The following is a 14,564-nucleotide window of genomic DNA, read 5'->3' as shown; positions in this document are numbered from 1 at the left end:
ATTAAACTCTTATTTAGCCCGATGCTATCTAACGATTTCTTCAAAACATGAATAACCATCAGCTACTCGGCGTATGTGAAGCTCATTCCCGCTTAGGAAGCTTCTTAACCGCAGCTGCCAGCTCATCCAAGGACCTATCGCCCTGCAAAATACCGTTTAAAAAGAACTCTAATACGTGATCAAAATGCGAGTTATTGATGGGCGAATTATGAGGAGCGATGATGAAGTTATACGGGGTTGTATAGCGACATCTCAACTGCGTACGCCCTGAGATATCTTGCAAAATACCATTGATTACTGCAGCCCCATCGTCATACTCTCCTCGAGTTACTAGATGTTGTCCATCTACCAAGCCGTACTCTTCCCAATAATATCCAAAAGCCCCTGTTCCTGGCTTGAACTCTGAAATTCCTTGTTCCGCACTTGGATAAAGCCCTGTAGGGCTCATTGCATCAACCTCCACATAAACAAATGAGCGATAATACTGCCCGCCATGAACAGCGGCAATTTTTGAAATCCTCAGCTCATCATTATTCATGAGGTAGTTACCGTTATTCTCCCTCACAAACTTTTCAATCTGTAGATTACCATTACGCCACCACCAAATTGGGGTCGTATCAGAGAACTCAATAGGTTCGCAGAGCAGCCGCTCTAACCGAACCTGAATTTCGTCTGGTTTATCAAACCATTGGACGCCTCTATTTCCAGGGAAAGCCTGAGAGAACCGCTCAGCAAAAAATACTGCACTATCGGGCGAGGTAAACTTCGGAAGTTCTGCAATAGTCTCTATACCAGCACTACCTTCTGCAGCAACAGCGGAGGAATTGAAAGAGATTGCCGAATCCACTATTATTTCCGACAGCAAGAGTTGCTGAAATGGAGAAATTTTAGACGCAGTACCACGCGCCCCTCGCCTCACTGAAACGGCATTATGCAATTCCTGATATTCGCTACTTATAGTTTCGAAATCATACAAATAACGCGTCAAATAGTCGAGGCCACGTTGAGTATCGGTGTCCGCACCTGGTATCGAAGTTGGCTTAGCCAACTGTCGAGCCATCGCAGCATAGCGCATAACATCTTTTGGAAGAGGATCCTCACCATCAAATTCTTTTACCCGCTCACTACCGTTCGCTGAAACAGCTAGGAATTCATTTCGCTTCTTCTGAGCAAATTTAAAACACTCGACTACTAAGCGCGCAGGTTGAAAACCCGTCTTTACCGCTGGGAGTCCTTGCAAACTAATATCGTTTAGTAGATCATAAAAGATATTTTCAGAAAAGAAGCCAACAGCGCCATCTTTGTGAACATTCGCCTCAATGTCAAGTTTGCTTGCTACCACGATACTAACAATCGGCTGACGACTGTCTCGAGACAATAGACGCATTAGATCCACTTCTAATTGTGACTTCAAATTGTGCAGATCGACGATCCAATGTACTCGATCCATTGGCGTAGTTTTAGTACTTGGGATCTGAATTAATAAATCCACATCACTCTGATCATTGAATTGAGCCCCTTCGTTATGTACTAAACTACCAAATACGTAAACTCCTTCAGTTTGAATAGCGTCATGAGTGGATTTCGACCACTCTTTTAATTTCTCAAATAGTTTTTGGATCGGCCGATTCGTAGACATTGCAAGACTCCTGTAACGGAAAGTGTATCGCGTGATTCTACCTATAAAATACCGTTACAACAATGTCCACGAGGTGTAGTCGGCTACTACTTAAAAAAAACGCCACCGATCGGTGGCGTTATGCAATTCGAATCAAATCTAGAACAATATAATCTTCATAGCCTCCCTCAGGCAGCCTTCGCTTCCATATCCACCGCATCCGTCTCTTCGGTCGGCAGGCGCATCATGTAATCGAACGCGGCCAGCGATGCCTTGGCGCCCTCGCCTACCGCAATGACGATCTGCTTGAACGGCACGGTCGTCACGTCGCCGGCGGCAAACACACCCGGGATCGAGGTCTCGCCACGCGCGTCGACTTCGATCTCGCCGTACGGGGACAGCTCCAGCGTGCCCTTGAGCCATTCGGCGTTCGGCACCAGGCCGATCTGCACGAACACACCCGCCAGCTCGACCGTCCTGACTTCGCCGCTGTTGCGGTCGCGGTAAGAGATGCCGGTGACCTTCTTGCCGTCGCCATGGATTTCCGTGGTCTGGGCACTCTTGATCACGTCCACGTTCTTCAGGCTGTAGAGCTTGCGTTGCAGGACCGCGTCGGCGCGCAGGTCGGCGCCGAATTCGATCAGGGTCACGTGCTCGACGATACCGGCGAGGTCGATTGCCGCTTCCACGCCCGAGTTACCGCCGCCGATCACCGACACGCGCTTGCCCTTGAACAGCGGACCGTCGCAGTGCGGGCAATAAGCCACGCCGTGGTTCTTGTATTCCTTTTCGCCCGGCACGTTGATTTCGCGCCAGCGGGCGCCGGTGGAGATGATCACCGACTTCGATTTCAGCACAGCGCCGTCTTCGGTCGTCACTTCGAACAGCTTGCCGTTTTTCTCCAGCCTGGCGGCGCGCTGCAGGTTCATGATGTCGACCTCGTAGTGCTTGACGTGCTCTTCGAGCGAGACGGCAAAGCGCGGGCCTTCGGTTTCCTTCACCGAGACAAAGTTCTCGATCGACAGCGTGTCGAGTACCTGGCCGCCGAAGCGGTCCGCCACCACGCCGGTGCGGATGCCTTTACGTGCGGCATAGATTGCCGCGGCCGCGCCGGCAGGACCGCCGCCGACGATCAGCACATCAAAAGCTTCTTTCTTCGAGAGTTCAGCAGCTTTGCGCTTGCCGGCGCCGGTATCGAGCTTGGCGAGGATTTCCTCGGCGCTCATCCGGCCCTGGCCGAAGTGCTCGCCGTTCAGGAACATCATCGGCACGGCCAGGATCTGGCGCGACTCGACTTCATCCTTGAACAGGCCGCCATCGATGGTCGTGACCTTGATGCGCGGGTTGATGATCGACATTGAGTTCAGCGCCTGCACCACTTCCGGGCAGTTATGGCAGGACAGCGAAATGAAGGCCTCGAACACATAGTCGCCATCGAGATTCTTGATCTGTTCGATCACGGCCTCGTCGAACTTGATCGGATGGCCGCCGACCTGCAGCAGCGCCAGCACCAGCGAAGTGAACTCGTGGCCGAGCGGGATGCCGGCGAAGCGCACGCCGACATCGGTGCCGACACGGTTGATGGCGAAGGATGGCTTGCGAACGCTGGCATCAACGCCTTCGACATACGAAATCTTGTCGCTCAACGAGGTGATTTCCCGGAGCAGTTCTTCCATTTCCCGCGCTTTTGGCGAGTCATCGAGCGACGCAACGATCTCAATCGGCTGCACCACTTTTTCCAAATAGGCTTGTAATTGCTTCTTGAGGGTTGCTTCGAGCATGATGTTTTTCCTTGAATTCTGTGAGGTGGACACTGACCGCCCTTGCGCGGGCCAGTGTCCGGGTACTGCTGTTACTGCTTATCGACTACGGTGCTGCTTGTTGCTACCGATCCTGCTTAGATCTTGCCGACCAGGTCGAGGGACGGGGTCAGGGTTTCAGCGCCTTCGGTCCACTTGGCCGGGCAGACTTCGCCTGGGTGCGAAGCGACGTACTGGGCAGCTTTCACCTTGCGCATCAGTTCCGATGCGTCGCGGCCGATGCCGTTGTCATGCACTTCCATGACCTTGATCTGGCCTTCAGGATTGATGACGAAGGTGCCGCGCAGTGCCATGCCTTCTTCTTCGATCATGACCTGGAAGTTGCGTGCCAGGAGGCCGGTCGGGTCGCCGATCAGCGGGTAGTTGACCTTCTTGATCGCGTCCGAGGTGTCGTGCCATGCCTTGTGGGCAAAGTGGCTGTCGGTCGAAACGCCGTAGACCTTGACGCCCATCTTTTCGAATTCAGGCTGGAAATCAGCCAGGTCTTCCAGTTCGGTTGGGCAGACGAAGGTGAAGTCGGCCGGGTAGAACATCAGGATGGACCAGGTGCCTTTGAACTGCTCTTCAGTCAGGTCGATGAACTTGCCAGCGTGATAGGCGGTGGCTTTGAACGGCTTGATTTCGGTATTGATAAGGGACATGGAAGCTCCTGTTGTGTGTGAATCAAAAGTTGATGAAGGCAAGTGTAAAGCCCTTGCTCATGCTTGTAAAATTAATTGATCAGATGAGAACGATTAATTTCTACTATCGAGAGGACGAAGCAAACCCTGCGTGGCAGGGATGTCGGTCTCGCAAGAGACCTGTCAGTGTGATGGAAACGCGCACGCTTTGCAACCGCGCGCGCAATACAGCGCCGTCGAGTGAAGGAAGGTAGGGTGGGCTCTTGAGCCCACCCTACGGGTCTGTGCCTCCGTTTCGACGCGAGACACGTCGACGAGTATCAGGCAGGCGCACCCACACAAGCCGGCGCCAGGACGTCGCAAGGCAGCGCCAGGCTGAAGGTCGAGCCCTGCCCCGGAACGCTGGTCACGGACAGCTCGCCGCCGTGGGCGACGGCGAGCTGGCGCGAAATGTACAGGCCCAGGCCCAGGCCCTTTGGCTCGCCGTTGCGGGCGCCCCGTTCAAAGGGCTGGAAGATGCGTTCGATGTCGTCCGGCGAAATACCCTTGCCCTTGTCGGCCACGTCGATGCGGGCGCACTTGCCCTCCACCGCCACGCTCACCTCGACATCGCAGCCGCCGCCATAGCGCAGCGCGTTCGTGAGCAGGTTGACCACCACCTGCTCGATGCGGAACTCGTCCCAGCAGCCCATCACCGGCGGGTGCGGCACCAGCGTGATGGCGCAGCCGCTGGCCGCGGCCTGCAGCGACAGGTCGCTCACCACGCGCTCGAGCATGCCGACCAGCTCGACCTGGGCCGGGCGCACCGACAGCGTGCCATTCCGCATGCGGGTGACGTCGAGCATGTCGTCGATCAGGCGGATCATGGCCTTGATCTGGCGCTCGTCGCGCCGCACCATGGCGCTCATCTGTTCCCCGGCAAAGGCCTGCAGGTTGCCGCGCTTGATGTGCAGCGTGCGCATCTGCGTTTCCAGGAACAGGGTGTTGAGCGGCGTACGCAGCTCGTGGGCAACGAGCGACATGAACTCGTCGCGCATGCGCAACGAACGCTGCAGTTCGGCCTGGGTCGCGTTCAGCTCCTTGAGCAGGGTTTCCTGCTCGCGGCGGCTCTTCTCCAGCGCCTCCATCTGGCGCCGCGTCTCGCGCCGCTGCTGGTCAAGCGCGACGAACACGTTGACCTTGCCGCGCACCGCGTCCGGGTCGAGCGGCTTGTAGAGGAAGTCCACCGCTCCGGTCTCGTAGCCCTTGAAGGCGTAGTTCAGCTCGCGCCCGGCGGCGGACACGAACACGATCGGGATGTTGCGGGTGCGCTCGGTACCGCGCATGAGTTCGGCTAATTCAAAACCGTCCATGCCCGGCATCTGCACGTCGAGGATGGCCAGCGCGAACTCGTGTTCGAGCAGCAGGGCCAGTGCCTCGTCACCGGAATGGGCGTGGAACACCAGCCGCTGTTCGTCGCGGATCAGGGCGTCGAGTGCGCGCAGGTTGTCGGGAAGGTCATCGACGATCAGCAATTTGCTCAGGGTATGGTCGCTCATGTTGTCTCCAGCAGGGGCAGCAGCTCGCGGATGGCGGCCAGTGGCAGGACCAGGTGCGCGTCGCACCGGCGGATGGCTTCGCGCGGCATCGTCGGCGCCTGTGCTTCGCGCGGGTCCTGGACTACCGTCAGGCCGCCGCGCTGCCTGATCTTTTGCATGCCTGCGGCGCCATCGATGTTGGCGCCAGTAAGTAAAATTCCGGCCAGTGCCGGGCCATAGGCGTCGGCGGCCGATTCCATCAACACGTCGATGGCCGGACGCGCATAGTGCACGGGCGGCTCGCAGCTGAGGGAAAATACGCGGTCTTCTTCGATCGACAGGTGGTAGCCGGCGCCGGCGAAGTACACGGTGCCCGGTTCCACCGGCTGCTTGTCCATCGCCTCGAATACAGGCAAGGCCAAGCGCGCGGCAAACAGCTCGGCGAGGCGGCTTTCGCGGTCGGCCGGCACGTGCAGGATGCAGACCGTGGCCGGGCCGAAATCTTTCGGCAGCACCGGCAACAGATCGATCAGCGCATCGACGCCGCCGGCCGAGGCGCCGATCACGACGGCCTCGATGCGGCGGCTGGCCAGCGCCTCGATCACGGCTTCCGGAAGGATACCCATCGCGTTCATTCGGCGGCCTTGCGGAAGATGCGCTCGCGCTTGGCGACCGGCTCGAAGCGCGTGGCATGGCTGGAAAAGTCGATGCTTTCCTTGCTGCCCAGCGCCAGGAAGCCGCGGTGGCAGAGCGACTCGTGGAACAGCCCGAGCACCCGGTTCTGCAGGCGCCGATTGAAATAAATCATCACGTTGCGGCAGCTGATGAAATGCGTTTCCGAAAACACCGTATCGGTCGCCAGGCTGTGGTCGGCAAAGGTCACGTTCTCGACCAGGGAGCGCTCGAACAATGCCCCGCCATAGGCCGCCGTGTAGTAATCGGAAAACGCACGCTTGCCGCCAGCCTTCTGGTAGTTCTCAGTGTACAGGCGCATGCGGTCGAGCGGGAATACCCCGCGCCGGGCGGCGTCCAGGGATTCCGGATTGATGTCGGTGGCATAGATGATGCTGCGCTCGAGCAGGCCTTCCTCGTGCAGCAGGATCGCCAGCGAATAGACTTCCTCGCCCGTGCTGCAGCCGGCCACCCAGAGCTTGAGCGAGGGGTAGGTTTCCAGGTGCGGCACGACCTGGCTGCGGATCGCCGCGTAGAACTCGGGGTCGCGGAACATTTCGGTGACGGGGATGGTCAGGTATTGCAGCAGCTGGGCAAAGGCCTCGGGCCGGTGCAGCACCTTCGCCTGCAGGTCGGAGACGGTCTCGCATTCCATTGCACGCATGGCGACGATCACCCGGCGCTTTTGCGAAGCGCCAGTGTAGTCGCGGAAATCGTAGTTGTACTTGAGGTAGACCGCCTCAACCAGCATCCGCAATTCGATGTCGATGTTTTCCGGGGGCTGCTTCATAAGATCACTCAAACGCGCTCCATCGTCGGCATCCAGACCCGCAGCAGCGAGTACAGGCGGGCCAGGTCGATCGGCTTGGCCAGGTAGTCGTTGGCGCCGGCCGCGAGGCATTGCTCCTGATCATCCTTCATCGCCTTGGCCGTGATCGCGATGATCGGCAGGCGGTTGAAGCGCCCGTCCGCACGGATGCGGCGTGTCGCTTCCAGGCCATCCATACCCGGCATCATGATGTCCATCAGCACCAGGTCGATGGCCGGCACCTCGTCGAGTTTCGCAATGGCTTCAAAGCCATTCCGGCCGACTTCGACATTCGCACCCCGCTGCTCCAGGGCACTCGTCAATGCGAACACGTTGCGCACGTCATCGTCGACCAGCAGGATGGTCCGTCCCTCGAACACGCGGTCGCGGCCGCGCACGGTTTTCAGCATGTGCTGGCGTTCGGTCGAGAGCTGCGATTCCACTTTGTGCAGGAACAGCGTCACCTCGTCGAGCAGGCGCTCGGGCGAGCGCGCGCCCTTGATGATGATCGAGCGCGAATACTTCATCAGCTCCGCCTCCTCGTCACGCGTCAGGTTGCGGCCCGTGTACACGATGACGGGCGGGAACGACACCAGTTCTTCGTGCGACATGCGCTCCAGCAATTCCTTGCCCTGCATGTCGGGCAGCTTCAGGTCGATGATCATGCAGTCGAAAATCTCGCTGCGCAAGAGGTTCAGGGCCTCTTCGCCGGACGCGACGGCGTCGATCTTGACGTCCTCGTCGGCAATCAGTTGCACCACGCTGTCGCGCTGGCGCTCGTCGTCCTCGACCAGCAGCACGCGCTTGATCTGCTGCGAGCTCTTTTCCTGCAGCTTGCGGAACACGGCTTCGAGCTGCTCGCGCGAGGTCGGCTTCAGGGCGTAGCCGATGGCGCCCAGGTGCAGCGCCTCGCCGGCATTGTCCATGCTCGACACCACGTGGACCGGGATATGGCGCGTGGCCGGGTTGTCTTTCAATTGTTGCAGGACCGACAGGCCCGAGCTGTCCGGCAGGCGGATGTCGAGCAGGATCGCGTCCGGGCTTTCGCTGGCGGCCAGGCGCAGGCCTTCGCCGGCGGTCAGGCCCACCAGGCAGCGGTAGTCGAGGTCGTGCGCCAGGTCGTACAGGATGCGCGCGAAGTCGGGCTCGTCCTCGATCACGAGCACGGTACGCCTGCCGAGCGCCTCCTTGTCGCGGTCGTCCGGGAACGCGGTCTTCGCAGGCAGCTCTTCGGCAGCCGGTTGCGGTTCCGGCACAGGCTCCGGAGCGAACGTCGGCTTGGGTGGGCGCGGCGCTGGGGCAGCCGCGCGCGGGGCCGGCGGCGAGGCGGTCACGGTGCCATTCTTCGGCATGCTCAGGGTAAAGGTACTGCCCTGGCCCGGCGTGCTCGCCACGACCAGCGAACCGCCCAGCAGGTTGGTCAGGTCGCGCGAGATCGACAGGCCGAGACCGGTGCCGCCGAAACGGCGGTTGGCGGTGCCGTCCGCCTGGTGGAAGGCCTCGAAAATGCGTTCCTGCTGGTCCTGGGCGATGCCGATGCCCGAGTCCGTCACGGTGAATTGGATCCAGCCCTCGTCGGTGGCGCTGACGTTCATGTGCACTTCGCCCTGCTCGGTGAACTTGACCGCGTTCGACAGCAGGTTCTTCAGTACCTGCTCCAGGCGCTGGCGGTCGGTGTGCAGGGTCGGCGGCACATTCGGTTCGACCGTGACGGAGAAGCGCAGCGCCTTTTGCTTGGCCAGCGGCTCGAAGGTGCGGCCCAGGCCCTCGACCGTACGGCGGATCGGCAAGTCTTCCGGCAGCAGCTCGAGCTTGCCGGCCTCGACCTTGGAAATGTCGAGGATGTCGTTGATCAGGTGCAGCAGGTCGTTGCCGGCTGAATAAATGGTCTGGGCAAAACGCACCTGCTCCGGGTTCAGGTTGCCCGGCACATTGTCCGCCAGCAGCTTGGCGAGGATGAGCGAGCTGTTCAGCGGGGTTCTCAGCTCGTGCGACATGTTGGCCAGGAATTCCGACTTGTAGCGGCTGGCGCGCTCGAGGTCCAGCGCACGCGCGCGCAACTGTTCCTGGGCTTCGGTCAAGGCCGCGTTCTTCATGTCGAGATTGAGCGCCTGCTCGGCCAATTGGTCGTTGGTCTGCTCGAGTTCGGCCTGCTGGTTTTCCAGGCTGGTCTGCGATTCTTCGAGCGCGCGCGACTGTTCCTCCAGCTCTTCGTTGGCGGTGCGCAGTTCTTCCTGCTGCACTTGCAGTTCTTCGTTCATGGCCTGGCTTTGTTCCAGCGCGTCCTGCAGGCGCTGGCGGTAGACGACGGCGCCCACCGAGGCGCCGACGGCGTCGCCCACCAGCTTCAGGAATTCGATGTCGCGCTCGCGCACGGGGTGCAGGAAACCGATTTCCATCACACCCTTGACCTTGCCGAAATTCGTGAACGGGGCAATGACCACTTCGCGCGGCGACGCTTCGCCCAGGCTCGACCCCACCTTGATATAGTCGCTTGGCAATTCCCTGACGCGCAGCAGGCGGTTTTCGTTGGCGGCCTGGCTGGCCAGCGAGGCGCCGGGCTGAATGATCTTCGCGTGCTCTTCGTCCTCGTTCGAGAACCCGAACGCGCCGATGCGGCGCAGCACGCCGTCCTCGGAACGGAAATACATCGCCGCGACTGCTCCGCCAAGGTAGCGCACCACGTGGTCGAGCACGGTTTGCGCCAGCGCCTCGAGGGAATTCTGGCCGATGCTTTTCGCCGCCAGTTCGGTCTGGCCGGTGCGCAGCCAGCTCAGGTGGCGCAACTCGGCATTGTGGTCGTTTTCGTGCTTGAGCACGTCGTTATAGGCGTTCGAGAGGCGCACCAGTTCGCGCCGGCCTGCCGCTGCCAGCAGGCCGCCGACGATCAGTGTCAGCAACAGGTAGGAACCGACCGACCAGGTGATCACCGAGCGCGCCTCGCCGCCGCGCGCCTCGAGCAGCGCGCGTTCGCTGGCGACAAAGGCCGCGAACTGGCTGCGCATGTCGTCGGTCAGGCTTTTCCCGCGCCCGCTGCGGATCGAATCGATCACATCGTCGCCGCCGCGGCGGCGCGCGATGATCTCTTCGGTGAAGCGGATCCACTCGCCGTGCGCGCCACGCACCCGGTTCAGGCGATCGGCCTGGGCCGGGTTGTCGCCAACGAGGCGCAGCAGCGCGTTCATTTCGACCTCGACCTTCGGCTTGGCCACCGTATAGGAACCGAGAAAGCTTTCTTCGCCCGAAATGACGTAGCCGCGCATGCCGGCTTCCATGTCGGAGAGGAGTTTGCTGATCTCGTTGGCGTTGCCGATCACCTCCTGCGAATGCTCGACCCGGTTCAGCACGCTGACGAGGTAGGCGATGATCGCAACGAACACGACCGCGCTCAGGACGCTGAGGCTGAGCGGCAGCGCGATATTGCGCGTGAGGATGCGGCGAAACTGGTTGTTATCGAGCGATGTGCCGGTCATGTCTTGCGATTATTTCAAGGAAAAATATCCCAAGTGTAACGCAATGACCGGTTTTCAGGTGCTTTCAACTGTGCGCTGGCACACCCTCGCCCGAGAGGGTCAAGACGCCAGGCAAGCCCGTAAATACGCCGCGGTACGGCTGTGCTTTGCGCGCGCCACCGCCTCCGGCGTACCGGCGGCCACCACGGTGCCGCCCTCGTCCCCGGCGCCGGGGCCGATATCGATCACCCAGTCGCAGGCAGCCACCACGCGCATCGTGTGCTCGACCACGACCACCGTGTTGCCGGCGTCGACCAGACGCTCGAGCTGGTTGACGAGGCGGTCGGCATCCGACGGGTGCAGGCCGGTGGTCGGCTCGTCGAGTATATACAGGGTGTTGCCGCGCCCGGCGCGCTGCAATTCGGTCGCCAGCTTGATGCGCTGGGCTTCGCCGCCGGACAGTTCGGTGGCCGGCTGGCCGAGGCGCAGGTAACCCAGGCCGACTTCGCGCAGCACTTCCAGCGAGCGCTCGACCAGCGGTTCGCCAGCGAAGAACTCGGCGGCCGCGTCCACCGTCATGCCCAGCACTTCGGCGATGTTCCGGTCCTTGTAGGTCACCTCCAGCGTTTTCGCGTTGTAGCGCGCGCCTTCGCAGGTCGGGCACGGCGCGTACACGCTCGGCAGGAACAGCAGCTCGACCATCACCGAGCCCTCGCCCGCGCAGGTCTCGCAGCGCCCCTTGGCCACGTTGAACGAAAAACGGCCGGCGTCGTAGCGGCGCGCCCTGGCCATCTTGGTGGCGGCGAAGAGTTTACGCACCTGGTCGAACAGGCCGGTATAGGTGGCGAGGTTCGAGCGCGGCGTGCGCCCGATCGGCTTCTGATCGACCCGCACCATGCGCCGCAGCGATTCCATGCCCGTGACGATGCGGCCCTGCGTCGGGATGGCGGCTTCCTGTTCGAGGTCGTCGGCTTCGTCAAGCTCCGGCGCCGGCGCGCCCTGCCCTAGCTCGGTTGCGACGAGGTCGACCAGCACCTGGCTCACCAGGCTCGACTTGCCCGAACCGGACACGCCGGTGACGGCCGTGAGCACGCCGAGCGGGAATTCGACCGACAGGTTGTCCAGGTTGTTGCGGGTGACGCCTTCCAGGCGCAGCCAGCCATTCGACTCGCGTCGTGCGCGTACGGCCGGCGGCGCATCGTCGAACAGGTAGCGCCGCGTCTGGGAAGCCTCGATTTTTTTCAGCCCTTCGGGTGGCCCGCTGTAGAGCACTTCGCCGCCGCGCTCACCGGCGGCCGGGCCGACGTCAACGATCCAGTCGGCACGCCGGATCACATCGAGCGCGTGCTCGACCACGAAAAGCGAATTGCCCGAAGCTTTCAATTGGTCGAGCGCGACCAGCAACGCCTCGGTGTCGGCCGGGTGCAGGCCGGCCGAGGGCTCGTCCAGCACATACACGACGCCGAACAGGTTCGAGCGCACCTGCGTCGCCAGGCGCAGGCGCTGCAGTTCGCCGGGACTGAGCGTGGGCGTGCTGCGCTCGAGCGCGAGGTAACCGAGGCCGAGCGCCAGCAGCACGTCCAGGCGCGCCACCAGGTCTTCGGCGATGCGCTGGGTGACGATCATCTGCTCGGGATGGAGCTTGGCGCGGCGCTTGTCGCTCGCCGTCTTGCCCCCCTGCGCCTTGCCGCCCGCGTAGGGCTGGAGCATCGCATGCAGGCGCGCCAGCGGCATGCGCGAGATGTCAGCAATGTCCGCACCGGCAAAGGTGACGGACAAGGCTTCCTGGCGCAGGCGCTTGCCGCGGCACAGCGGGCATTCGGTACTGACCATGTAGCGCGCCACCCGCTTCTTCATCGACGCGCTTTCGGTGTTGGCGAAGGTCTGCAACACATAGCGCCGCGCGCCGGTGAAGGTGCCCTGGTAGCTCGGCGTGTCCTCGCGTTTCAGGGCCGCGCGCGTTTGTTCGGGAGTCAGGCCGGCGTAGACCGGCACGGTCGGTGTTTCGTCGGTGTACAGGATCCAGTCGCGGTCCTTTTTAGGCAGGTCGCGCCAGGGCGTGTCGACGTCGTAGCCCATCGTCACCAGGATGTCGCGCAGGTTCTGGCCATGCCAGGCCGGTGGCCAGGCCGCCACCGCGCGTTCGCGAATGGTCAAACTGTCATCCGGTACCAGCGACTGTTCGGTGACCTCGTACACGCGGCCCAGGCCCGAGCATTCGGGACAGGCGCCTTCCGGAGTATTCGGCGAAAACGATTCGGCGTAGAGCAGCGCCTGGCCCGCTGGATAATCACCGGCCCGCGAATACAGCATGCGCAGGGAATTCGACAGCGTGCTCACACTGCCGACCGACGAGCGCGTGGTGGGCGAGCCGCGCTGCTGCTGCAGGGCGACCGCCGGTGGCAGGCCGTCGATCTCGTCGACTTCCGGCACCGGCATCTGGTGGAACAGGCGGCGCGCATACGGCGATACGGATTCGAGATAGCGCCGCTGCGCTTCCGCATACAGCGTGCCGAAGGCGAGCGAGGACTTGCCGGAACCGGACACCCCCGTAAACACCACCAGCGCATCGCGCGGGATGTCGAGGCTGACGTCCTTCAGGTTGTGCTCGCGCGCCCCGCGCACGCGCACGAAGCCGGGGCGGCCCTGGCCACCGACGATTGGCTCCGCCGCCGCACCTCCGACTTCACCCGCTTCTGTTTTCCTGCGCATCGGCTATCCCGCTCATCGCTATCGATGCTTGCATTAGACCGTGCTCAGGAAACATTGACGGTGCGGTGACACACTCACCTCGCCAGCACCTCCAGCGCCGCCACCACATCTTCCACACCCGGATCCCGCTCAAAATTCGCCGCTACCGCCCTGCACCGCGCCGCCAGACCCTCATCGTCCAGCAAGCCACCCAATTTCTTCAACAAGCGCCCCGTGCTCAGGCGCGTGGCCGGCAAGCCGACCCCCACCCCCAAAGCCTCCACCCGCGCCGCATTGTCGAACTGGTCATGCGCCAGCGGCACCACCAGTTGCGCCGTCCCGGCATGCAGCGCCTCGGCCGTCGTGCCGATGCCGCCGTGGTGTACCAGCACGCACACATGCGGCAACAGGGCGCGCAGGGGCACGTACTCCTGCCACAGCACGTAGCGCGGCAGCTCGGCAGGCAGCTGGTCGCGGTGGGGCGTGAGGAAAATGGCCCGCTCGCCCAGCAGGCGTGCCGCCTCGGCCGCATGCTCGAAGTAGGCCCGCGCCTGGCGGTTGCCGGTGCCCGGCGTGAACACCAGCGGCCTGCCGCCCTTCCCCAGGAAATGCAACAGCTCAGGGGGCAGCGCCGCCTGCGGGTCAGGATCGTACAGGGGAAAGCCGCCGCGCACGAGGGGCTGCGGCCAGTCCGGCTGGGTCGGCGCGAACCAGTCGGGAAACAGCGCGATCGACAGGTCGGCAATCGAAAACATGGTTTCGATCAGCGCGCCGGCGGGTGCCAGCCCGGCCTCGCGGCGCGCCGCATTCACGCTCGGCAGCGCGATGGGATCGATGAAACGCGCAGCGAGAACGCGCATCAAGCGCTTGCGCGCGCCCTGCGGCAGCCAGCGCGGCACGCGCCACGGCCCCAGCATCAGCGGGTCGTGCAGGGTCGGCAGGTTGGACGGGGCCAGGAAGGCCGCCGCAATCGACAGGCCCGGCCGCGCGGCGCGGCACAGGTCCGCTTCCGGCAGCGCCAGGGGATGGACCAGCATGGTGCATTTTTCGTCGGCCGGAAGCGCGCGCATGAAGGCCGGCACCTCGGCCATGGCCGGCCGCGTCGCCTGCCAGACGACGCCAAAACCCCGCGTCGGATGCCACAGGTCGGGATGGTCGAGCACGGCCGGGTCGGCCGGCAAGCCATGGAAGGGCAGCCCGGCCGCGCGCACGAAGGGTTCGTGCTGGTGCGGGCCGAGAAAGCTGATGCGGTGGCCGGCCTCGCGCAAGGCCAGCGCCATGCGCATGAAGGGAAACAGGTCGCCCGCCGAGCCGATCGTGACCACCACAATGTGCAGTGGCTTGCGGGCGGCATCCATATCGCCTC

At 62.3% G+C, this 14,564-nt stretch carries 9 protein-coding genes; all 9 read right to left on the bottom strand.

Annotation, left to right across the window (positions count from 1 at the left end):
* Window positions 1–82: 82 nt before the first annotated feature.
* The 9 genes from ACFPN5_RS18815 to ACFPN5_RS18775 all read right to left on the bottom strand — a co-directional run bounded on the left by ACFPN5_RS18815 (window position 83) and on the right by ACFPN5_RS18775 (window position 14,556).
* Window positions 83–1,639 carry a hypothetical protein gene (locus tag ACFPN5_RS18815; RefSeq protein ID WP_379785316.1) on the bottom strand — a complete coding sequence of 519 codons (1,557 nt, stop codon included), beginning with the start codon at window positions 1,637–1,639 and terminating at the stop codon, window positions 83–85.
* 167 nt (window positions 1,640–1,806) lie between these two features.
* A complete protein-coding gene (gene ahpF, locus ACFPN5_RS18810) occupies window positions 1,807–3,399 on the bottom strand; it encodes an alkyl hydroperoxide reductase subunit F (RefSeq protein ID WP_379785315.1) in 1,593 nt (530 codons plus the stop codon).
* A 116-nt stretch (window positions 3,400–3,515) separates the two neighbouring features.
* Window positions 3,516–4,079 carry an alkyl hydroperoxide reductase subunit C gene (gene ahpC / locus ACFPN5_RS18805; protein ID WP_379785314.1) on the bottom strand — a complete coding sequence of 188 codons (564 nt, stop codon included), beginning with the start codon at window positions 4,077–4,079 and terminating at the stop codon, window positions 3,516–3,518.
* 299 nt (window positions 4,080–4,378) lie between these two features.
* Window positions 4,379–5,596 carry a hybrid sensor histidine kinase/response regulator gene (locus ACFPN5_RS18800; protein WP_379785313.1) on the bottom strand — a complete coding sequence of 406 codons (1,218 nt, stop codon included), beginning with the start codon at window positions 5,594–5,596 and terminating at the stop codon, window positions 4,379–4,381.
* On the bottom strand, window positions 5,593–6,201 hold the full coding sequence (locus ACFPN5_RS18795; RefSeq protein WP_379785312.1) for a chemotaxis protein CheB: 609 nt from the start codon (window positions 6,199–6,201) through the stop codon (window positions 5,593–5,595). The genes ACFPN5_RS18800 and ACFPN5_RS18795 overlap by 4 nt, the downstream gene beginning before the upstream one ends.
* Before the next feature lie 5 nt (window positions 6,202–6,206).
* The gene (locus ACFPN5_RS18790) at window positions 6,207–7,037 is read right to left on the bottom strand and encodes a CheR family methyltransferase (protein ID WP_379785311.1); all 831 of its coding nucleotides are present in this window, start codon (window positions 7,035–7,037) and stop codon (window positions 6,207–6,209) included.
* A gap of 8 nt (window positions 7,038–7,045) precedes the next feature.
* Window positions 7,046–10,528, bottom strand: a complete 3,483-nt coding sequence (locus tag ACFPN5_RS18785; protein ID WP_379785310.1) for a response regulator — start codon at window positions 10,526–10,528, stop codon at window positions 7,046–7,048.
* 99 nt (window positions 10,529–10,627) lie between these two features.
* A complete protein-coding gene (uvrA, locus tag ACFPN5_RS18780; protein ID WP_379785309.1) occupies window positions 10,628–13,219 on the bottom strand; it encodes an excinuclease ABC subunit UvrA in 2,592 nt (863 codons plus the stop codon).
* Window positions 13,220–13,293: 74 nt separating this feature from the next.
* Complete coding sequence (locus tag ACFPN5_RS18775; RefSeq protein ID WP_379785308.1) at window positions 13,294–14,556, bottom strand: glycosyltransferase; 1,263 nt, start codon at window positions 14,554–14,556, stop codon at window positions 13,294–13,296.
* Window positions 14,557–14,564 lie beyond the last annotated feature (8 nt).

The sequence above is a fragment of the Massilia niabensis genome (genome assembly GCF_042655085.1).
In the GTDB taxonomy this organism is placed as follows: domain Bacteria; phylum Pseudomonadota; class Gammaproteobacteria; order Burkholderiales; family Burkholderiaceae_D; genus Telluria; species Telluria niabensis.
This window is presented reverse-complemented; position numbering and strand designations above follow the sequence as displayed.

Bases quoted from the DNA above. Each gene is read 5' to 3' on its own strand.
- ACFPN5_RS18790 (WP_379785311.1), bottom strand. From the start codon at position 7,037: ATGAAGCAGCCCCCGGAAAACATCGACATCGAATTGCGGATGCTGGTT.
- uvrA (WP_379785309.1), bottom strand. From the start codon at position 13,219: ATGCGCAGGAAAACAGAAGCGGGTGAAGTCGGAGGTGCGGCGGCGGAG.
- ACFPN5_RS18815 (WP_379785316.1), bottom strand. From the start codon at position 1,639: ATGTCTACGAATCGGCCGATCCAAAAACTATTTGAGAAATTAAAAGAG.
- ACFPN5_RS18775 (WP_379785308.1), bottom strand. From the start codon at position 14,556: ATGGATGCCGCCCGCAAGCCACTGCACATTGTGGTGGTCACGATCGGC.
- ACFPN5_RS18785 (WP_379785310.1), bottom strand. From the start codon at position 10,528: ATGACCGGCACATCGCTCGATAACAACCAGTTTCGCCGCATCCTCACG.
- ACFPN5_RS18795 (WP_379785312.1), bottom strand. From the start codon at position 6,201: ATGGGTATCCTTCCGGAAGCCGTGATCGAGGCGCTGGCCAGCCGCCGC.
- ACFPN5_RS18800 (WP_379785313.1), bottom strand. From the start codon at position 5,596: ATGAGCGACCATACCCTGAGCAAATTGCTGATCGTCGATGACCTTCCC.
- ahpC (WP_379785314.1), bottom strand. From the start codon at position 4,079: ATGTCCCTTATCAATACCGAAATCAAGCCGTTCAAAGCCACCGCCTAT.
- ahpF (WP_379785315.1), bottom strand. From the start codon at position 3,399: ATGCTCGAAGCAACCCTCAAGAAGCAATTACAAGCCTATTTGGAAAAA.